Source organism: Corynebacterium sp. HMSC036E10, assembly GCF_001836265.1.
In the GTDB taxonomy this organism is placed as follows: domain Bacteria; phylum Actinomycetota; class Actinomycetes; order Mycobacteriales; family Mycobacteriaceae; genus Corynebacterium; species Corynebacterium coyleae.
The window spans coordinates 519,588-538,296 of sequence record NZ_KV827977.1; the positions used below are offsets into that span (position 1 = coordinate 519,588).

Here is an 18,709-nt window from a genome sequence, read left to right on the forward strand (position 1 = left end):
TTTGATGTCGCTCGATTCCGTCCTCCGCACCCTCGCCGACGTCTTCGTCGTCCCCGCCTCGGGCGTCGAACCTGCCGATATTGAAGACGCCGCCTTCGACCACGCCGTCGCCTTCGCCAACCGCCCCTTCGCAACCTTGTCGCTTCTCACCGACCCCGAAGGCCAGCCCCTTTTCGCCCTGTCCGACGGCGGTACTTTGCCAGCCCGCGCCGGCTTAGCCTGCGCCGCGCTTGGCCACTCTCTCCACGACATCTCCATCGTCCCCGACTCCCCCACCGCCACCACCGGCTCCGCTCGGGTGCAGTTCTCCGAATGGGACGTCGCAGACGTGGAGTTCGACGGCAACACCCCGGCGTTCGAACTGGGCATCCTCGCCGCCATCGAGAACCGATCGCTCTAGGTACCGGTTCGGGTTAAGCGACAAAATGTGTGTCTGGATTCGTCGATTTGTTTGAGATGATCGGGGGTTTTCCTGAAAGTATATGCTCCTGGGGCTTATATCCGCGCCATGGTGGCGAAAAACCGGGGGGTGACAGCAGCGTGTGGTAGGGGCTGGTGTTGGCTTGATCAATACCGAAGAACAGACCACGCTGCCAATGCGGTGGGGAAATGAAACGCAACGGTAAGACCTCCGCCAACCGCAGCCGGTGACGGTGCAAAATGTGCGGCGCTTCCACCACCAAGCAGCTCCCCGATATCACCAACTCCGCTGCCTTCGCAGCATTTATCACCCACCTCACAACCGGTGCGAGCTTGGAAACCGCTGCCGCCGGAGCAGGATGTCATCCGCGTACGCTGCAACACCGGTTTGAACACTTCTGGCTAGTTGATGTCCCCGATCCCACGATCGGGCACGAAGGCTGGGTCTACGACCAGGTCTTTCTTGACGGCACCTACACCGCCGGCGGATGCTTGATTGTTGCTGCCACCTTGGATCACGTCATCGCTTGGCACTGGTGCACACGTGAAACCACCCGCGACTACCAACGACTGCTCGAACGTATCCCCGCGCCCCTGATCCCTGTCATTGACGGCGGCCAAGGCGCTGCCAGCGCAATCAAGGCATGCTGGCCCACAACGAAAGTGCAGCGCTGCCTCGTCCACGCCCAACGCGTGGTGCGCCGGCACACCACCGCACGTCCCCGCACCGATGCAGGACGAGCGATTTACCAGATCGCGCTCAACCTCACGAAGATCACCGATCTTGACGAGGCGGCCGCGTGGGGTGCGCAACTGCACGAATACGGCACTATCTACCGTGACTGGATGAACCAGAAAACGTTCACAACCGACCCGGCGACACGGCAACGCGCCTGGTCATGGACTCATGAACGCACTCGCAAGGCCTACAACAGCCTCAACCACCTATGGCGGGGCAACTTACTGTTGGTCTACCTCGCCCCACCCGACGGTGTGCTCGACGCCAGCCGGATCAAAGCCACCAAACAGCCGGAAGGCGGAATCAACGCCCAGTTGAAACTGCTGGCCCGCACCCACCGGGGAAGATCCGGGAACATCAACGCCGCATGTTGGATTGGTGGCTCTACCTAAAAACGGAACTGCCTGACGACCCCGTTGAGATCGCCGGGCAGCCCAACTGGGGTCAGGACTAACTGGCCAAAGTATCCCCCCTGACCCGAAACGAGAACCAAGCCGACCACGAAACTTCGACGACCAGCCTTCTACGAGGGCGCTATCGACACCAACTACACCCACTCAATCGGCATCCAAAAAGGCCACATCTAACCCTCGCGACACGCCGAGCTAGACACCCTTTTTGACCCTTAACGCTCAAATAGTAGTTATAGAGTAGCGGCTCACGCAGGAAGCAAGAATTTGAATATACTAGCCTCTGTCTCGTTTACGGTATCTCACCAAGACTACGTACAAAATGCCCGCTAGAGCACCTGTAATCGATAAAATGGGACCTACGGACAAAATCGGATTAGACCACGCAGAAAGTGCTACCTGAATAATACTCAGGATAACACCTATAGCGATAATGATACCGATGACAACACGTAGCAAGCGCATTTATACCTACTGTGACCAACAAATTCCACCAGGGAAAAGTCTAATTCCTCGATTCCACGAACCGCAGATGCCTAAAATGCCAGATTCCGCCGCTAAGACTCCAGCAATAGCGCCAGCAAGAACCCCGCCTACACCTGTTTCTGCAGTAATTAACGCAGCTAACGCGGCAACACCAGCGCCAGCGGCGTACGCATTCTGGAGTGCAGATGCCGCGCAGCTATTTAGCAAGACACCGGGTGGTAGCTTTTGGAACCCATTCCGTCCTTGACATGCATCGTAAAACTGAATAGCCGGTTCGATAGCATCCGCTTCGCGTTCAAGAATCGCTAGGTCTGATTCGTCCGCGTCAACATTCCAGCCTTGCGCAAGAAGAGTTCCTGAGAACTCATTCAGTACACCAGAATCCACGTCTGGATCCGACTGAGCTGCTCGATAATCAAACCGTGCATGTTCAAAATCAACATACCTGTCCATCGCCCTAAAAGATGCCTCTCCAGCCACGGTGAGGTTCGAATCCTCGGCAAATAACATCTGCGCCTCAGCGACGTCAATTGGCTTTGCCGTTACCGTCGTAGGGGAGGAGATTCCTAGCGCCGATACCGAAAGTGCAACTGCCAATGCCCTTCTAAAGAGTAGGCGCATTCCTAACCTCTTTCTAAGAATATTCTGCGAGAGCTTGCTCTGTCGAGATGTCCTGCGAGCTCTTGCTCACTTAAGACGCCTTGTGAGATGACGGTAACATATTCTTTCGCCCAATGAACGGCAGAGCATTAATGAGAATGTCACGCCGATAGCAGACACACATTTTGAGCCTTAACCCCAGCCTGCGGACTCACACCAAGCTACGAAAAGGCCCCTCCGAAGAGGGGCCTTGACCTGGTGCGCCATGACGGGCTCGAACCGCCGACCTACTGGGTGTAAACCAGTTGCTCTTCCAGCTGAGCTAACGGCGCGCTGCCCGGTAACACTACCAAAGCACGACCGGAAAAGGAAAACCTGCAGGCTAAGCGCCAAAAACTACCGTTTCGAGGCGGCGAGGCAGGAGCCCTGCCAGTCACCGAAGCGGTCGGCCTTGGTCTGCAGCAGACCGGCCAACTGGGCAGACTCTGCGATCAGGCCCGGTGCGACAACACCCGGGAAGCCGGCGCCGGGCGTCATCAGCCAGATGCGGCCACCGGAGCCGAGGTTGCGGGTGGCATCGACGAGTTCATCGACAAGGTCACCGTCGCCTTCACGGAACCAAAGGAGGACGAGGTCGCAGGGCTCGAGGGTGTCGTCGTCAAGAAGCATTGCTCCGATGGCATCCTCGATGGCTTCCGAGATGGACGAATCCGCATCCTCACCCCAGCCGATCTCCTGAACGACAAGGTCGGGGCCAACCCCAAAACGGTCGGCGTAGGTGTCCACTCCTGTGGCACTCAAGTGTCTAAATCCTCCAGTTGTAGTTGTACGAATGCACGTCAGCATACCGCCCCACCGTGCTCAATGGCGACAAACCAACAATTAGTCTCACCAAAAGCCATCCGATGTAAGAACTAGCGAGCAAAAGAACGTATCCTTGTCGGTGTATTGCCCCGATGAACCCAGGAGGTTGAAGTGGCCGAAAAGGACACCGAGATGATCGATGGTCGCGTGAAGAACGCTTCTGACGTCGATACGAATATCCTGTCGCTGCGCGAAGGCGTAGCTTCCTACCTGCATGACGCGGACCCGGAGGAAACCCAAGAGTGGATGGACTCCCTCGACGGCCTGCTCGAGGAGTCCGACCCGGAGCGCGCCCGCTACCTCATGCTTCGCCTCATTGAGCGCGCCAACGCCAAGCGCGTACCGCTGCCGGCGCTGTCCTCCACCGACCTGGTGAACACCATCCCAACCAAACTCGAGCCGGAATTCCCTGGCGACGAGAAGATTGAGAAGCGTTACCGCCGCTGGATGCGCTGGAACGCCGCCATCATGGTGCACCGCGCACAGCGCCCGGGCATCGGCGTCGGCGGCCACATCTCCACCTACGCCTCCGCGGCAGCCCTCTACGAAGTTGGCTTCAACCACTTCTTCAAGGGCAAAGACGCACCACAGGGCGGCGACCAGATCTTCTTCCAGGGCCACGCCTCCCCAGGCATGTACGCCCGCGCCTTCCTCGAAGGCCGCCTTTCCGAAGACGACCTGGACGGCTTCCGCCAGGAACACTCCCGCAAGCAGGGCGGCCTGCCGTCCTACCCGCACCCGCACGGCATGCCGGAATTCTGGGAGTTCCCAACCGTGTCCATGGGCCTTGGCCCAATGAACGCCATCTACCAGGCACGCTTTAACAAGTACCTGCAGGACCGCGGCATCAAGGACACCGACCAGCAGCACGTCTGGGCGTTCCTTGGCGACGGCGAAATGGACGAGCCCGAATCCCGCGGCCTCATCCAGATGGCTTCCCTCTACGGTCTGGACAACCTCACCTTCGTGATCAACTGCAACCTGCAGCGTCTCGACGGCCCAGTGCGCGGCAACGGCCAAATCATCCAAGAACTGGAGAGCTTCTTCGTCGGTGCCGGCTGGAACGTCATCAAGGTCGTCTGGGGCCGCGAGTGGGACGAACTGCTTGAGAAGGACGAGGACGGCGCACTCGTCCACATCATGAACACCACCAAGGACGGCGACTACCAGACCTTCAAGGCCAACGACGGCGCCTACGTCCGCGAACACTTCTTCGGCCGCGACGAGCGCACCAAGAAGCTCGTCGAAGACATGACCGACGAAGAGATCTGGAACCTGCGCCGCGGCGGCCACGACTACCGCAAGGTCTACGCCGCCTACAAGCGCGCCCTGGAGACCAAGGGCAAGCCGACCGTCATCCTCGCCCACACCGTCAAGGGCTACGGCCTCGGCCACAACTTCGAGGGCCGCAACGCAACCCACCAGATGAAGAAGCTGGCCCTGGAAGACCTGAAGCTCTTCCGCGACAAGCAGCAGATCCCGATTTCCGACGAAGAACTGGAAAAGGATCCGTACCTGCCGCCGTACTACCACCCGGGCGAGGACGCCGAGGAGATCAAGTACCTCAAGGCACGCCGCGAGGAACTCGGCGGCTACCTGCCGGAGCGTCGGGAGCAGTACACCCCACTCGAGCAGCCTGACTTTGAAAAGACCTTCAAGGCGCTGTTCAAGGACTCCGGCAAGCAGGAAGTCGCCTCCACCATGGCGCTCGTGCGCACGTTCAAGGCGCTCATGCGCGACAAGGAGCTGGCCAAGCGCGTCGTCCCGATCATCCCGGACGAGGCCCGTACCTTCGGCCTGGACTCCTGGTTCCCGACCCAGAAGATCTACAACCCGCACGGCCAGAACTACGTGCCGGTCGACCACGACCTGCAGCTGTCCTACCGCGAGTCCACCGATGGCCAGATCCTGCACGAAGGCATCAACGAGGACGGCTCCTCCGCATCCTTCATCGCAGCAGCAACGTCGTACGCCACCCACGGCGAGCCGATGATCCCGATGTACATCTTCTACTCGATGTTCGGCTTCCAGCGCACCGGCGACAACTTCTGGGCCGCCGGCGACCAGATGGGCCGCGGCTTCATCGTCGGCGCAACCGCCGGCCGCACCACCCTCTTCGGAGAGGGCCTGCAGCACATGGACGGCCACTCCCCGATCCTGGCCTCCACCAACCCTGCCGTCATCCCGTACGACCCGGCGTTCGCCTACGAGATGCCGTACATCATCTCCAAGGGCATCGAGCGCATGTACGGCCAGGGCGCGGACAAGGACGAGGACGTGATGTACTACATCACCGTCTACAACCAGCCGCACCACCAGCCGGCACGCCCGGACAACCTCGACGTTGAGGGCCTGCACAAGGGCATCTACCTTTACGACGAAGGCAAGGACCTCGAGCACAAGGTCTCCCTGCTCGCCTCCGGCGTGGGTATGCAGCAGGCACTGCGCGCCCAGGAGATCCTGCAGGAGAAGTACAACGTCGGTGCCGCGATCTACTCCGTCACCTCCTGGACCGAACTCGCCCGTGAGGGTCAGCGCAAGGCTGCCGAGCAGCTCCGCAACCCGGGCGAAGAGGTTGAAGAGGCATTTGCGACCAAGCAGCTCAAGCAGACCGAAGGCCCGTACATCGCGACCTCCGATTTCGCTTCCGACCTGCAGGAGCAGATTCGCGCCTACGTCCCGGGCCAGTACATCGTGCTTGGTGCCGACGGCTTCGGTTTCGCCGACACCCGCGAAGCCGCCCGCCGCTTCTTCAACATCGACGCCGAGTCCATGGCCGTCGCCGCCCTGATGGGCCTGGCCAACGAAGGCAAGATCGATCGCGATGTTGTGGCGAAGGCTGCGAAGGATCTGAAGATCGACGATCCGACCGCCGCGAAGCCGACCCTCGACTCCGACGACGAGGGCCCGGAGAACGCCGCCGAGTAGTTCTCTGACCTCCACCGCCCCGGCCTGTTTTCATTGGCTGGGGCGGTTTTCGTTGTGTGAGGTGGCTCGTCTTTCCGCCTGCCACCCTTTCCGAAAATAGTTCCCCGGCCGGGAACTTTCTTCGGTTTTGGAACTTTCCGCGGCTGCGTTTCCCCAGGTCGCCGATTTTGTGAGCCGCGCGGAGCCAAAATAGTTCCACAAATCGGCGCGGACCCGGGAATTATTTTGGCCAGGAGCAGATGCTCCTGACAGACTTCACATCGGCGCCCGCCCAAAACCCACTGACCTGCGACGATTCCCGGCGCTGACAGATTCTGCCGGAATGTGTCAGAAACCTCGGCGGCTGGTGGCGCCGGCTGGTGGCTGCCGCGCCGGCCGCAGGCGTCGGCCGCGGCTGCCCTACCCTCGCGCTAGGGCGATGACGCGCTCGATGGCGGCGGTGACGGCGCCGGGGTCGTCGAGAGGCGGCATGTGCCCTGACTCGGGCAGGATTTGGAAGTAGGCGCCTGGCCAGATCTCGGCGAGTTCGGCGGATTGGCTGACGGGGGCGACGTTGTCGCGGTCGCCGACGAGGATGTAGCCGGGGATGGTGGCCAGGACGGCGGCGGCGCCGCGTTCGGAGTGGGTTTGGAGGTCGTCGAAGAAGCCTCGATAGGTGGCGAGCGGCGTGGCTTTGATCATGCGGGCGTGGAATTTGATCAGGGACCATGGCACGGGCCGGAAGTAGAACCAGCGTGCGAGGATCGGGGCGATCATGTCGGTGACCAGGCGCCGGATGCCTTCGGCAGCGTGTGGCAGCCTATCCACAAACCACCCGAGCGCCCGGCCGAATCCCCCACCGAGGAGGCGCGGTAGGCCGCGGGCGGTGAAGGGGTCGACGGTGCTGGAGATTTGCACGGATCCGACCCAGTTAAACCGGTGGCGGCGCATCAGCGACAGGGAGATCGGACCGCCGAGGGAGTGTCCGACGGTGATGAGGGGGTCGTCGATACCGAGGTGGCGCAGGACGGCGGCGATGTCGTCGGCGGCGGCGTCGATGGTGAGCAGGCTGGGGTCGGCGTAGCCGGTTTTGCCGTGGCCGCGGACGTCGACAAGGATTTGGCGCACGCCGGAAATGGCTTCGACCTGCAGTTTGTATTCGGCGGCGGCGATGTTGAAGCCGTGGGCGTAGACGACGGTCAGGCCGGCGTCGCGGGGTCCGGCGTCGTAGTAGTGGATGGTGATGCCGTCGCGGTCGATGGTGCCGGTGCGCATCAGAACCCGAATTGTTGCAGGTAGGGCATGGCGGCGAAGCCGATGCCGGCGATGACGGCGAGGATACCGAAGACCAGCGCGACTTTTTGCAGCGGCGTCGATCCTGCAGGCACCGGCGTAGGCGTGGGCGTTTGCTTCTCGACGACACCGCGCCCCGTATTCGTCACCACCGCCTGCGTCGAACGCTTAGAGCCGTCCGCAAACGTCGTGGTTACGTCAAGGTTCGCGTTGTCGTAGGAGTCCTTCGGCAGGGTCACCGTGATCGCCCCGGTTTTCTGGTCAACCGAGTCGTAATTGCCTTTGACGTCCCATGTCGCGTCGGTCGGCAGGTCCAAGTGGCGGACGTTGGTCGGGGTGAGCGTCACGCTCTTACCGGGGTCGGCCTCGACGTCGTCGTATCTGGGCTCGTATAGGAATGCGTGGTCCGGGATCAGGGTGACGGGCACTTGGTAGAGATCCGTCGACGTATCTGGAAAGTTCACCCGCACCGTAATTTCCTGTGTGTTCTCCCCGCGCTCAACAGGATTTTTATCGTTGTGGTTGAGTTGGATCTGAAGCTTGTCGCCCACCTTTTTCAGCTGAAAAAGGTTACGGATCGTCTCCTCCCCCGTCAGCTTCCATTCCGCGCCTTCCGGCACGCCCTTCAACTCAAGGTAAATGGGGTGGGTGTTGAAGTCCCCCGGCTGCCCGTACACCCGCGACGTTTCCGGCGCGAAGTACGGTTCGTACGTCTCCGCCATCGTCGCGGCCCCGGCGACGGGTGCGACGAGGCTGGCGATCACGACGGTTGCGGCGGGAAGTGCGAAGCGTTGCATGGGCCTATCATAACGGCATGGAACTTTCGCAACGCTTGGATCTCGGTGGCCTCCAACTCGAGGAGGAAACCCCGGCGGACACGTTTGCTCGTCTCGCGGGATTGGTTGAGGAGGTGACGGGTGTCGTCGTCAAGCAAAGCTCGCGTTTCGACGACACCGCAATCGCCTCCCTCGACCGCATCGAACTCGCCGTGCGGATCGAGGACACCTTCGGCGTGCGTATCGACGACACCGTGCTTACCGACCACCCCACCGCCGGCGAACTCGCCGACTACCTGGAGGAACACGAATGATTTCATACCTGACCGACATGGATGGCGTCCTCCACAAAGAGGGCTCGGTCATTCCCGGCGCGAAGGAGTTCATCTCCACCCTGCGCGACGAGGAAATCGAGTTCATGGTGCTGACCAACAACTCGATGCAAACCCCGCGCGACCTCTCCGCGAAACTGCAGCGCATGGGTCTGGACATCGAACCGGAACGGATCTGGACCTCCGCGACGGCAACCGCGAAGTTCCTCTCACAGCAAGCCGGTGAGGCCTCCGCGTACGTCATCGGCGAGGCCGGCCTGACCACCGCGCTGCACGAGATCGGCTGGATTCTTACCGACGCGGACCCCGACTTCGTCGTACTCGGCGAAACCCGCACCTATTCCTTCGAAGCCCTCACCACCGCCTCGAACCTGATCCGGCGCGGCTCGCGCTTCATTGCAACAAACCCCGACCTGACCGGGCCTGGCCCGCGCGGAGTCGTACCCGCAACCGGTTCCGTCGCCGCCATGATCACCGCCGTGACCGGCATGGAGCCTTACTACGTGGGCAAACCCAACCCCGTCATGATGCGCTCCGCACTGAACAACATCGGCGCCCACTCCGACAACACCGTCATGATCGGCGACCGCATGGACACCGACGTGAAATCCGGCCTCGAAGCCGGCATGCGCACCGTGCTCGTACGCTCCGGCATTAGCGACGACGCCGAAATCGCCCGCTACCCCTACCGCCCCACCGCCGTCTTCGACTCGGTGGCGGACCTGGTGGATCGCATCCACGACCCGTTCAGCGACGGGAAGTACGCCGACTAGGGCGGCGCGGGTGGGGGCCGCGGGCGGGCGGGCGGCGCGGGCGAGCGCCCCGTGGCGCCCCGAACGCCCCCGCACCCGCGTCCTCCTACACTGCCGAGTCGGAGCCGGCGATGTAGAAGCGCTGCTTGTTCACAAACTCATCCATGCCCAGTGGGCCCAGTTCGCGGCCCAGGCCGGAGGCCTTCACACCACCGAACGGCAGCTCGGCGCCGCGGGCCTGTGGGATGTTGACGTGGATCATGCCGGTGTCCACCTTGTCGGCAACACGCTTGGCACGCTCGACGTCCTCGGACATCACGGCACCGCCAAGGCCGTAGCGGGAGTTGTTGGCCACCTCGATGGCCTCTTCCTCGGAGGAGACCTTGTACACCTCGGCGACGGGGCCGAAGAACTCCTCGTAGTAGGAGTCGGAGCCGACCGGGATGTCGGTGATCACGGCCGGGGTGAAGTAGGCGCCCTTGCCGGTAACTTCGCCGCCAACGTGGATCTTCGCGCCTTCCTCAACGGCGATCTTCAGCTGCTGGGCGAGGTTCTCCGCAGCGTCACGCGAGGACATCGGATAGAACTTGCCCTCCTCCGGGTTCAGCGGATCGCCTTCGGTGTAGGAGGAGGCGAGTTTGACCAGTTCGTCGACGAATTCGTCGTAAATGTCCTCCATCACGATCATGCGCTTGTTGGAGGTGCAGGCCTGGCCGGTGTTGCCGATGCGCTTGTTCCACGCGGTTTTCGCGGCGGCCGGGATGTCGGTGGAGTCGAGCACGATGTAGGCGTCGGTGCCGCCCAGCTCGAGCACGCACTTCTTCAGCGCCTGGCCGGCCTGGGAGGCGATGGAGCGGCCAGCGCCTTCGGAGCCGGTGAGCGAAACGCCCTGGACGCGGTCGTCGTTAATAAGCTTCGAGATCTGCGAGTGACCAGCGAAGATGTTGGTGTACAGGCCCTTCGGGGCGCCGGCCTCGTCGAAAATCTTCTCGATCGCCTCCGCCGACTCCGGGCAAATATTCGCGTGCTTGACCATGACCACGTTGCCGGCCATAAGCGCGGGCGCAGCAAAACGTGCGACCTGGTAATACGGGAAATTCCACGGCATCACGCCGACGATCACACCCAGCGGAACCTTACGCATAATCGACGTGCCGCCACGCTCGTTCGGGATCTCCTCGTCGGCACCGAACTTCGCACCGTTGTCGGCGTAGTAGTTGAAAATCTCGACAACGTCGTCGATCTCACCGTCGCCCTGGTCGACGGCCTTGCCCATTTCATTGGCGATGATGCGGGTAAGTTCGTCGCGTTTGTCGTCGAAAAGCTTCGCGACTTTCCGCAGCACCTCCGCGCGCTCCTCATAGGACTTCTCGCGCCACTGCTTAAACGTCTCGTCAGCGGCGCTCAGTGCCTGCTCGAGCTCGTCGGAGGTGATGTTTTCGTAGGTCTTCTCGATTTCGTTGGTCTTCGGATTTTGTACTCGGTATTTAGCCATGCGCCCCATGGTACGAGCGCTGCGTCAGCCTCGCCACGAAATTCTCCTCCGCCGCCAGGCGCTCAATCGCGCGCCGAAACGGCTCAATCTCCGCCTCCGTCGCCCGGATATTCTCCTGGCACGAGTACGTGCGATCCGGCCGCCGCTGCCAGCGCGTGAACCAGACCTCGCCCGGCTCACCCTCAGGCAACAGGAGCATTTGCTTCTCGACGACCCCACGCACCCTGCCCAACATCCCCTCAATCTGGAGCGTCCACATAAGGCGGTTGCGTGTGGGCCGGCACGCGCGGGGCGCAGCCAGTGTTGTCGTCATCGGTGGGGACCCTTCTGTGCGTTGCACTGCTTGCTGCACTGCTGCGGCAGTGCTTGTTCGGCACACTCCTGCCCCGGTGACTAAGCGGGACGCCGCGTCGGACGGTGCACCGCAACCAAGCTGCGCGCCTGGTTCGGCTGACATGTCCGTATCCGGGTGACTAGCCCGGGCGGCAGAGTGCGAGACGAGAGGTTCGTCTTCCCCAACGGCCTCTGGTTGCTCTTTGAGTCCTTCCGGCTCGCGACCGATCTTGCGTCACACGAGTCACCCTGGGCAACCCTCAACTGCTGCTTGATCCCCCTATTTACTCGACCTTCGGTTGAGGTTTAGCTACGGGCTACGAAACGCACTCTGATAGTTGACTTAGTTTATCCTTAACGCCACCCGTGTAGTCTGGAGTGAAGATTTGCAAAGGATATTTCTTGAATACATCAACGACGCAACCACGCCCCCACAGCGCTCAGCCTCCCTTCTCTCCTCAAATCGATTGGCGGTCGACGAAAAGTGAGACGGTAAGGGCGTTTTTATCCACTTATTTGGGCACCCTTTTCTTTACGGGCCTCCTGGTTGCAATCTTGCCCATCCCTTTTTTGGCTGTCGGAGACGGAATCAGAATTCTCAGCACCGAATCAAATCCCATTACTTTCGGCGCTTTTCTCACAGGTGTAATTGCACTAGTGGGTCTCTACTATCTCATTGAATTCGATAATGAACATCTTTTTGAAGAAGAACCGGGTGAAGCGGTCCAAAACCTCCTAACGCTCGTGATACTGGCGGTCGGCATCATGAACGTTGAGTGGGAATTTTTGGCGCACCTGCCATACGAGGCTCGAAACTTGAACCTCTCCGACGATCACCCCCCACTCGGTATGCTCTTGGCCACTTTACTGGAGCCTAGTGTTCTAATTTTGCTGGTTTCCACCACGCTGGTGTTCTCCATTTGCCTGATTGCCCGAGAGAGCCTGGCCCTTTCACCCATATCCTTCAGAAGAATTTCTCGCGTGATAGCTAAGGATCTCAACAAACAAAAACTGGTTCTAGAGAATTACCGGGCAGCAATCCCGCGCTTTGAACAGGTTGGGTTCAGACCACATCCCCACCACCTCTTAACCAAGGGATGGTTCTCAAAAGGGTTCCTAGTCCTCTCGCCGATTTTCTGGGCAATCCTTACCGCATTAGCCTTGTGTAGCATCGGTATTTTTTCCGAACCACAAAAGTGGCCTTTTGAGGCCCTGCCATCGTTTTCTTATTCTTGGCTCCTCACCGCACTGATTCCCGCCTGGTTTTTTATTCAATCTGCCGGTTTCGTCCACAAGCGTTATTGGGCATCATGCGGGCATCTCATTTCACGGAGCGAATCAATTGCACTGGTGGGACTGGCTATCCTTTTTACCTTTCCTTTTATGGTTCTCTCTATAGCCCTCGGACCCGAAGCAGCATTCGCGTCCGTTTTAGTTTTGTTGATCCGACTCTTCATACACATCCGCCAGATCCGTTTAATCAAGCGACTGTTACCGAACTGAAAGAGAAATTAAGAGATGACCAACCAGAACAACTGCGAAATTCGATACACGGAGCACCAGACAGCTCTCAGAATAACCATAGATCTTCCGTTGAACTGGGAGACTACGAATAAGCCGGATACCAGTGCCAGCGAGTCCAAAAAGCCGACAGAAGACTCAAACGAGAAGAAAGTAGGGTTCTTCCGTCGGCTTTTCAACCGATTCGATCTCAGCACACGGGCAACCGTGATGGACACAATAGTGCAGATACAGGAGCGAATCGAGTACCAGGAACGGCAATTAGGCCGCTTGACCGACTACACGCAAAATTCTTCTCAGGCCCAATCGACCGACTAGGCAACAACCCCCTAACTTTGCTCCACGAGTTCGGGTTTGCTCCTACGTCACCATTTCGCAACCTACAGCAACCGCACCGCCAGCACGCCGAGGAAGATCACCACCAGGCCGACGAGGCGCGTGGCGGTGAGCGGGTTCTTGCGAGCACCGAAGGCGCCGCGGGCTTCGAGGACCTGACCAGCGGCGATGGTGCCTGCGTTGAAAGCGATCACGGTGGTGGCGGTGCCGAGCAGTGGCGACAGGGTCGCCCCGGAGATCACAAAGATTGCGCCGACAAGGCCGCCGAGCCACATCCAGGCCGGGCCCGGCGTCGGCTTGCGGGTGAACTGCTTCGGTGAGGTGACCAGCGCGGCGATCAGCAACAGCACCACGCCGACAGAGAGATTGATTTCGCCGGCGTGGAGGGAGGAGCCGGCGATCGTCCCTAAGTAGCCGTTCACTGCCGTCTGTACCGCGGAGCCGACGCCGACCAGGACGCCGAGCGCGCGGAAGAGCCAGAGTTCGAGGCCGGAGGCGTCACCAGATGCAGCGGTAGCAGCGGCGCCCTTCCCTGACTTGCCTGCCCGCAGCACCACGACGATGCCGACGAACACGACGATGGCGCCGGCGATGCGGGGCGGGGTGACGTCGATACGCGGTGCTCCGAACAACCCAAACCAGTCGATGAGCAGGCCCATCACCACCTGCCCAAGGATCGGCAACACCACCGTCTGCACCGCGCCAAGGCGTGGGAACAGCAGAATGTTGCCCAGCACGAAGCACACACCCATCACACCGCCGAGCCACGTCCACCACGGCGCGGACGTACCCGGCGCGAACTGCGGCAACGGGTTGCCCTGCAGAATGGTGGTCGCCACGATAGCCACAAGCAACGCCACCGAAAACGAAATCAGCGCCGACACAACCGGATAGTTGCCCACGCTGAGACGCAAACGCGAGTTGGCCGCGGTTTGGATCGGGATCAGCCCGCCGACAGCGAGCGCAATAAGGAGAAGCACCCGCCTATGGTTTCATACGGGTGGGTTACTTCTTGCGGTCGCCCGCACTTGAGTCCGCACCACCAGCACCGCCAGCGCCTCCCGGCCCGGTCGGGTCGATGTAGGCGCGGTAGAGGGCGTCGAGGAATTCTTCGTGGGTGACGTTGCTGCGGTCGTCGATACGATTGCCCAGAATGTCGTGAATGTCCTTGCGCGTCGGCGCGTTCACGAGCATGCCGGGGCGTTGCGCGCGCTCGGCACGTTGGCGCAGGGCGCTGGGGGTGCGTGGGAGGCGGTCGCCGACGCGGTGTTTGATACGGGTGAAGAAATCGTCGACATTCGCCAGCGCCTCGATGCCGGGCACGTGCCAGCCGAACCAGTACGCCGCCACGCCGAGGCCGAAACCAATCAGGGCGGAGATGGCGAGGCCGATGGATTGCAGGTTGAGGTCGTAAAACAATTGCACGCTAATCGACGCCACAATCGCCGGCACGACGTACCACTGGCGGTCGATAAGTATGGACGGGATCTGACCGATCATCATCTCACGGATCACCATGCCGCCGGTGGCAGTGAGCACACCCATGAGGATGCAGCCGAACCACGTGATGTCGGCACGCATCGCCGTGACCGTGCCCGTCACCGCCCACACACCGACGATGATCATGTCGCCGTGGAACCGGAACAACTCCCACGTCAGCCCCGACAGCGGAATTAGAAACGCAAACAGCGACCCCACCAGCGCCGTACCGATGTACCAGGGGTTTTGCAACGCCGACGCGGGCGTGGCGCCGATCAGAGCGTCGCGGATCATGCCGCCCGCCATGCCCGAAATGATGGAAATCAGCATGAAACCGACAGCATCAAAGCGCAACCGCCTAGCGACGAGCCCACCCATCAGCGCATTCAAAAACACCCCAATAAGGTCCATCAGGGCAAACGAGAACCCCACGGCGGTGAACACGTTGTCGAAGTACATGGGCGTCATCGTAGTGAAGTTACGGCTTCGCCTCCGTGCGTTCGCGCACCTCGTTTTGCAGGTACAGGCGGATGGCGCGCAAGAGTTCGTCGTCACTGGCATCCTCGAGCGCACGCGTCACGTGCTGGCCGGCTTCCACCGGGTGGTGCGCATCCGTGTCAACTCCGAGCGCGTAGCCGAGCTTTTGCTCCAACGGCCGCTCAATCTCCTTCGTACGGAACAGCGCAAACCGGTCGCCTCCGAAGTACACCGCGACCGCGAAGATCGGTGCTGCGACCGCTGCGACGAGCATCCCCTGCCACACCAAATCAAACGCATTGAACCCAAGCATGATGGCCGAAGCGATGATCGCTGGGAACACATACATTTTCTGCGAAGTGAACAGCGTTGGCACCTGTCGCAGCACGATATCGCGCATCGCCGTGCCACCGGTCGCTGTGATCACCGCAAGAAGAATGCATGCGACCCAATTGAGGTCCGCTACCAGGCCTTTGAGTGTGCCAGCGACCGCCCACACACCAATCGTGACAATGTCGGCATAGAACCGGAAGTTTTCCCACAACCTGCCTTTGAGTGTGACCGTATACGCGATCGCGGCGCCAACCGTGGCTGTGATCAGATACCCCGGGGTCGTCAGTGCTGCGGCGGGCCCATCGTTGAGGATGGCATCGCGGATAAAGCCTCCACTTAACGACGAAATCAGCGCAATGAACGCAAACCCCACAATGTCAAAGTTCATGCGCTTGGCGACAGTCCCACCAACCGTCGCCGCCAGCAGCACACCGATGTATTCGAGAACGAAGTAAAGATTGCCCGCAAAGTCCGAAAGTTCCATACGGGACAGGCTACTTTTGGCCTTGCACGCCGGCTGGATGTCCTGCCGACAGGCCGCGAACACGTAGATGGTGAGAATGCAACGGTGAAGATGGCCAAAAATCGGCAAGCTCACCGTTGCGTCCTCACCATCTGCTGGGGTAACCGGGAGGTTGGGAAGCCGCCCCTACCCGAGGTGCTGGACTGCGTCGACGACGAGGTCCCAGAAGCGCTCCACGTCCAGGCGCGTGGCCACGGACGTGTTGCAGTCGGACGGGTCGAACACCCGAAAGTCCGCCACGGTCCGCCCGCGGGTCAGCGCACCCGATAGCTCCACCGACAGCGGTACGGCCACGGTCTCGACGACGGTGGGGTCGATGACGTAGGCGACGGCGCAGGGGTCGTGAACTGGTGGATTGTCGAAGCCTTGGGCGTCCTTGTAGTTGCGGCGGAAGGCGTCGATAAGTCCGACGCAGAAGTCGCCGGCGGAGGTGCCCAAGGAGGCAAATCGGGACTCGACAGCAGGCGTGGCAAGCGCCTGGTGGGTGAGGTCCAGGCCGACCATGACGACGGGCCAGTCCTCGCCGAAGACGATCGCGGCGGCCTCCGGGTCCACCCACGTGTTGAACTCCGCGGACGCGGTCCAGTTACCGGTGCCGTACGCCCCGCCCATGAGCACGACTTCGCGCACGCGCGAGACGATCCGCGGCTCCATGCGCACAGCCAGCGCGATGTTGGTCAGCGGTCCGGTCGGAACCAAAGTCACGGTGCTGGGTTCTTCGCGCATCAGCGTATCGACGATCCACCGCACCGCATGCTCATCTTCCACCCCAACCTCTGGTTCGGGCAGGTCGTAGCCGTGGATTTCCATGCCGGTATCGCCGTGGATGTCCTCGGCGGTGACGACCTCGTTGATAAGCGGGCGCGTCGCACCGCGGTAGACCGGCACGTTGGTGGCCCCGGCGATGGTCAGCACCTGAAGCGCGTTGTGGGTGACTTTATCGATGGTGTGGTTGCCACCGATCGTCGTTAAGCCAAGGAGCTCAATGTCTGGATTGCCAAGCGCGAGCAGGATGGCGACGGCATCGTCGTGGCCAGGATCGCAGTCGATGATGATCTTACGCACGGGCAGCCACGTCCTCTGCTGCGAGCGTGTCCGGGATGGTTTCCGGCTTCGGGATCAGGAACGACGCGGCGAACGCGCAGCCGAGCAGGATTGCGCCGGCGATCATGCCTGCGCGGTAGCTGCCGCCCGTGGCAGTGAACACGGCGAAGATGATCGTGAACGACAGGCCCGCGCCCAGGTTGAACGCGCCGCCGTTGAGCCCCGGCAGGTAGCCCTGGTTGTGCTTCGGTGCAAGCACGACGCCAAGCGAGCCGAGCATGATGTTGCCCATGCCCGCGTAGGTGATGCCGGCGAGGATCGACATGGCCAGCAGCAGCGCGGGCGTCGCATTGCCGACGACCACCACACCGAACAGCACCGACAACGCCGCACCCGCGATACCGATCTGCAGGATGATCTTGTAGCCCACGCGGCCGGCAAGCCAACCGGCGATGGGGCCCATGACGAGGCCGGCGAGCGCGTACGGGGTAAGCGTCCACCAGGACACGACACCGGCAGACATGCCCGGACCGGCCTCAGCGTCCTGCGCGAGGTTGGGCACCAGACCGTTCATGACGGCGAACACACCGGTCATGGTCAGGGTGGTGGTCAGCAGCAGCGCCCAGGTGCGGCGCTGGGTGAGCAGTTCGGTGGACATCAGCGGGTGCGGGGTGGACTTCTCGGTGCGCCAGAACCACACCAGCGACGCCGCGCCGATGGCCAGCAGGATGATGACCATGACCCAGTTGGCGGCGGCGAGCTCGCCGGCCATGTTCAGCGCGGTCAGGATCGCAGCTGCACCGATGACCAGGCCGACAACGCCCTTCCAGTCCATCGGCTGCAACTCATTCGACTTGGTCTCCGGCACACCGAACTGCACGGCGAACACGGCGATCAGTGCGGAGGCGCCGATGACCCAGAAGAGGGAGCGGAAGCCGAAGGCGTCGGTAAGCCAGCCGCCCAGCAGCGCGTCCACACCCGCGATACCGCCGTTAACCGAGGTCAGAATGCCCACCAGGAACGCGAACTGCTTCTCCTCACGCACAGCCTGGCGCAGCATGACGGAGGTCAGCGCGACCGTCGGGCCGGACACCCCCTGGATGACGCGGCCGATGAACAGCATGGTCACGTTCGTGGCCAGCGCCGCCACGACCGAGCCGATCACCGTGACCGCCATCATGGTCACCAACACCTTGCGACGCCCAATCAAGTCACCCCAACGCGGCATAAACAGCGCAAACACAGCCGCGGCGGTGAAGAACGCCGTCTGCGTCATGCCGATCTGCGCGGTGGTCGCGTCAAGTTCGACCTCCATGGTCGCCAACGCCGGCGACAACATGGACGCGTTGAGTTGGAATGCGAAGACAGCCACCAGCAGCGCTGTCATCAGGGGCACGACCTGGTTGGTCGGTAGTTTCTGCCCCGCTGCTGGTAGCGAGGTGTTCGTCATAGTCATGCGTGCAGTGTAAAACAGCCTTTTGCACATCGCCCGCCTCGGTTCCGGTGCGTCGCCGAGCACTGCAAGCGACCCGCGAGCAGCACCTTACCGTTCATATGCAGGTCTCGATATGCGTAATCCCTGGTCACAA

The 18,709-nt window shown here is 61.3% G+C and carries 18 protein-coding genes and 1 tRNA gene; 7 read left to right on the top strand and 12 right to left on the bottom strand.

Annotation, left to right across the window (positions count from 1 at the left end; all coding sequences use genetic code 11):
* The first annotated feature begins 4 nt into the window (after positions 1-4).
* Positions 5-400 (top strand): hypothetical protein, encoded by a 396-nt coding sequence (locus tag HMPREF2736_RS06375; protein WP_141761595.1) that lies wholly within the window; start codon positions 5-7, stop codon positions 398-400.
* A gap of 260 nt (positions 401-660) precedes the next feature.
* Entirely contained in the window at positions 661-1,551 is an 891-nt protein-coding gene (locus tag HMPREF2736_RS06380; protein ID WP_256374916.1) for an IS1249 family transposase, read from the top strand.
* A gap of 489 nt (positions 1,552-2,040) precedes the next feature.
* On the opposite strand, the gene HMPREF2736_RS12200 is transcribed toward HMPREF2736_RS06380, so the two are convergent.
* From HMPREF2736_RS12200 to HMPREF2736_RS06390, 3 genes are all read right to left on the bottom strand, one after another.
* Positions 2,041-2,652: a hypothetical protein gene (locus tag HMPREF2736_RS12200; protein WP_141761596.1), complete on the bottom strand. Its 612-nt coding sequence runs from the start codon at positions 2,650-2,652 to the stop codon at positions 2,041-2,043.
* A 259-nt stretch (positions 2,653-2,911) separates the two neighbouring features.
* Positions 2,912-2,987 (bottom strand) — tRNA-Val (locus tag HMPREF2736_RS06385).
* A gap of 64 nt (positions 2,988-3,051) precedes the next feature.
* Positions 3,052-3,456 (bottom strand): DUF3052 domain-containing protein, encoded by a 405-nt coding sequence (locus HMPREF2736_RS06390; RefSeq protein ID WP_244268623.1) that lies wholly within the window; start codon positions 3,454-3,456, stop codon positions 3,052-3,054.
* A gap of 195 nt (positions 3,457-3,651) precedes the next feature.
* Between HMPREF2736_RS06390 and aceE the strand changes: the two genes are divergently transcribed.
* Positions 3,652-6,447, top strand: coding sequence for a pyruvate dehydrogenase (acetyl-transferring), homodimeric type (gene aceE, locus HMPREF2736_RS06395; RefSeq protein WP_070829205.1), 2,796 nt, complete (start codon positions 3,652-3,654; stop codon positions 6,445-6,447).
* A gap of 399 nt (positions 6,448-6,846) precedes the next feature.
* Here aceE and HMPREF2736_RS06400 read toward each other — a convergent pair whose 3' ends face one another.
* Both HMPREF2736_RS06400 and HMPREF2736_RS06405 read right to left on the bottom strand, forming a co-directional pair.
* Positions 6,847-7,701: an alpha/beta fold hydrolase gene (locus HMPREF2736_RS06400; RefSeq protein ID WP_083322993.1), complete on the bottom strand. Its 855-nt coding sequence runs from the start codon at positions 7,699-7,701 to the stop codon at positions 6,847-6,849.
* Positions 7,701-8,516: a YPDG domain-containing protein gene (locus HMPREF2736_RS06405; RefSeq protein WP_070829140.1), complete on the bottom strand. Its 816-nt coding sequence runs from the start codon at positions 8,514-8,516 to the stop codon at positions 7,701-7,703. Before HMPREF2736_RS06405 ends, HMPREF2736_RS06400 begins: the two co-directional genes overlap by 1 nt.
* A 17-nt stretch (positions 8,517-8,533) precedes the next feature.
* On the opposite strand from HMPREF2736_RS06405, the gene HMPREF2736_RS06410 reads away from it, so the two are divergent.
* The gene (locus tag HMPREF2736_RS06410; RefSeq protein WP_070570169.1) at positions 8,534-8,809 is read left to right on the top strand and encodes an acyl carrier protein; all 276 of its coding nucleotides are present in this window, start codon (positions 8,534-8,536) and stop codon (positions 8,807-8,809) included.
* On the top strand, positions 8,806-9,600 hold the full coding sequence (locus tag HMPREF2736_RS06415) for an HAD-IIA family hydrolase (protein ID WP_070829141.1): 795 nt from the start codon (positions 8,806-8,808) through the stop codon (positions 9,598-9,600). Before HMPREF2736_RS06410 ends, HMPREF2736_RS06415 begins: the two co-directional genes overlap by 4 nt.
* Positions 9,601-9,685: 85 nt before the next feature.
* Here the strand turns inward: HMPREF2736_RS06415 and HMPREF2736_RS06420 are convergent, their stop codons facing one another.
* Both HMPREF2736_RS06420 and HMPREF2736_RS06425 read right to left on the bottom strand, forming a co-directional pair.
* Positions 9,686-11,074 carry an NAD-dependent succinate-semialdehyde dehydrogenase gene (locus tag HMPREF2736_RS06420; protein ID WP_070829206.1) on the bottom strand — a complete coding sequence of 463 codons (1,389 nt, stop codon included), beginning with the start codon at positions 11,072-11,074 and terminating at the stop codon, positions 9,686-9,688.
* Positions 11,067-11,333, bottom strand: coding sequence for a hypothetical protein (locus HMPREF2736_RS06425; RefSeq protein WP_083322994.1), 267 nt, complete (start codon positions 11,331-11,333; stop codon positions 11,067-11,069). The genes HMPREF2736_RS06420 and HMPREF2736_RS06425 overlap by 8 nt, the downstream gene beginning before the upstream one ends.
* A gap of 476 nt (positions 11,334-11,809) precedes the next feature.
* Between HMPREF2736_RS06425 and HMPREF2736_RS06430 the strand changes: the two genes are divergently transcribed.
* Both HMPREF2736_RS06430 and HMPREF2736_RS06435 read left to right on the top strand, forming a co-directional pair.
* Positions 11,810-12,910 (top strand): hypothetical protein, encoded by a 1,101-nt coding sequence (locus HMPREF2736_RS06430; protein WP_141761597.1) that lies wholly within the window; start codon positions 11,810-11,812, stop codon positions 12,908-12,910.
* 15 nt (positions 12,911-12,925) lie between these two features.
* Positions 12,926-13,246, top strand: a complete 321-nt coding sequence (locus HMPREF2736_RS06435; RefSeq protein WP_070829144.1) for a hypothetical protein — start codon at positions 12,926-12,928, stop codon at positions 13,244-13,246.
* A gap of 62 nt (positions 13,247-13,308) precedes the next feature.
* Here the strand turns inward: HMPREF2736_RS06435 and HMPREF2736_RS06440 are convergent, their stop codons facing one another.
* The 5 genes from HMPREF2736_RS06440 to HMPREF2736_RS06465 form a co-directional block, all read right to left on the bottom strand.
* Positions 13,309-14,244 carry a DMT family transporter gene (locus tag HMPREF2736_RS06440; RefSeq protein ID WP_070829145.1) on the bottom strand — a complete coding sequence of 312 codons (936 nt, stop codon included), beginning with the start codon at positions 14,242-14,244 and terminating at the stop codon, positions 13,309-13,311.
* A 25-nt stretch (positions 14,245-14,269) separates the two neighbouring features.
* Positions 14,270-15,202: a trimeric intracellular cation channel family protein gene (locus HMPREF2736_RS06450; protein ID WP_168167624.1), complete on the bottom strand. Its 933-nt coding sequence runs from the start codon at positions 15,200-15,202 to the stop codon at positions 14,270-14,272.
* 19 nt (positions 15,203-15,221) lie between these two features.
* Entirely contained in the window at positions 15,222-16,037 is an 816-nt protein-coding gene (locus tag HMPREF2736_RS06455) for a trimeric intracellular cation channel family protein (protein WP_070829147.1), read from the bottom strand.
* Between the two features lie 165 nt (positions 16,038-16,202).
* Complete coding sequence (locus HMPREF2736_RS06460) at positions 16,203-17,141, bottom strand: uridine-preferring nucleoside hydrolase UriH (RefSeq protein WP_070829148.1); 939 nt, start codon at positions 17,139-17,141, stop codon at positions 16,203-16,205.
* Positions 17,134-18,576, bottom strand: a complete 1,443-nt coding sequence (locus HMPREF2736_RS06465; protein WP_371326411.1) for a uridine transporter UriT — start codon at positions 18,574-18,576, stop codon at positions 17,134-17,136. Before HMPREF2736_RS06465 ends, HMPREF2736_RS06460 begins: the two co-directional genes overlap by 8 nt.
* Between the last annotated feature and the right edge of the window lie 133 nt (positions 18,577-18,709).

What these genes read in the sequence shown, in the direction of transcription:
- HMPREF2736_RS06375 (WP_141761595.1), top strand. Translation starts at nt 5, where the DNA reads ATGTCGCTCGATTCCGTCCTCCGCACCCTCGCCGACGTCTTCGTCGTC.
- HMPREF2736_RS06380 (WP_256374916.1), top strand. Translation starts at nt 661, where the DNA reads ATGTGCGGCGCTTCCACCACCAAGCAGCTCCCCGATATCACCAACTCC.
- aceE (WP_070829205.1), top strand. Translation starts at nt 3,652, where the DNA reads ATGATCGATGGTCGCGTGAAGAACGCTTCTGACGTCGATACGAATATC.
- HMPREF2736_RS06400 (WP_083322993.1), bottom strand. Translation starts at nt 7,701, where the DNA reads ATGCGCACCGGCACCATCGACCGCGACGGCATCACCATCCACTACTAC.
- HMPREF2736_RS06405 (WP_070829140.1), bottom strand. Translation starts at nt 8,516, where the DNA reads ATGCAACGCTTCGCACTTCCCGCCGCAACCGTCGTGATCGCCAGCCTC.
- HMPREF2736_RS06410 (WP_070570169.1), top strand. Translation starts at nt 8,534, where the DNA reads ATGGAACTTTCGCAACGCTTGGATCTCGGTGGCCTCCAACTCGAGGAG.
- HMPREF2736_RS06415 (WP_070829141.1), top strand. Translation starts at nt 8,806, where the DNA reads ATGATTTCATACCTGACCGACATGGATGGCGTCCTCCACAAAGAGGGC.
- HMPREF2736_RS06420 (WP_070829206.1), bottom strand. Translation starts at nt 11,074, where the DNA reads ATGGCTAAATACCGAGTACAAAATCCGAAGACCAACGAAATCGAGAAG.
- HMPREF2736_RS06425 (WP_083322994.1), bottom strand. Translation starts at nt 11,333, where the DNA reads ATGTGGACGCTCCAGATTGAGGGGATGTTGGGCAGGGTGCGTGGGGTC.
- HMPREF2736_RS06435 (WP_070829144.1), top strand. Translation starts at nt 12,926, where the DNA reads ATGACCAACCAGAACAACTGCGAAATTCGATACACGGAGCACCAGACA.
- HMPREF2736_RS06450 (WP_168167624.1), bottom strand. Translation starts at nt 15,202, where the DNA reads ATGTACTTCGACAACGTGTTCACCGCCGTGGGGTTCTCGTTTGCCCTG.
- HMPREF2736_RS06455 (WP_070829147.1), bottom strand. Translation starts at nt 16,037, where the DNA reads ATGGAACTTTCGGACTTTGCGGGCAATCTTTACTTCGTTCTCGAATAC.
- HMPREF2736_RS06465 (WP_371326411.1), bottom strand. Translation starts at nt 18,576, where the DNA reads ATGACTATGACGAACACCTCGCTACCAGCAGCGGGGCAGAAACTACCG.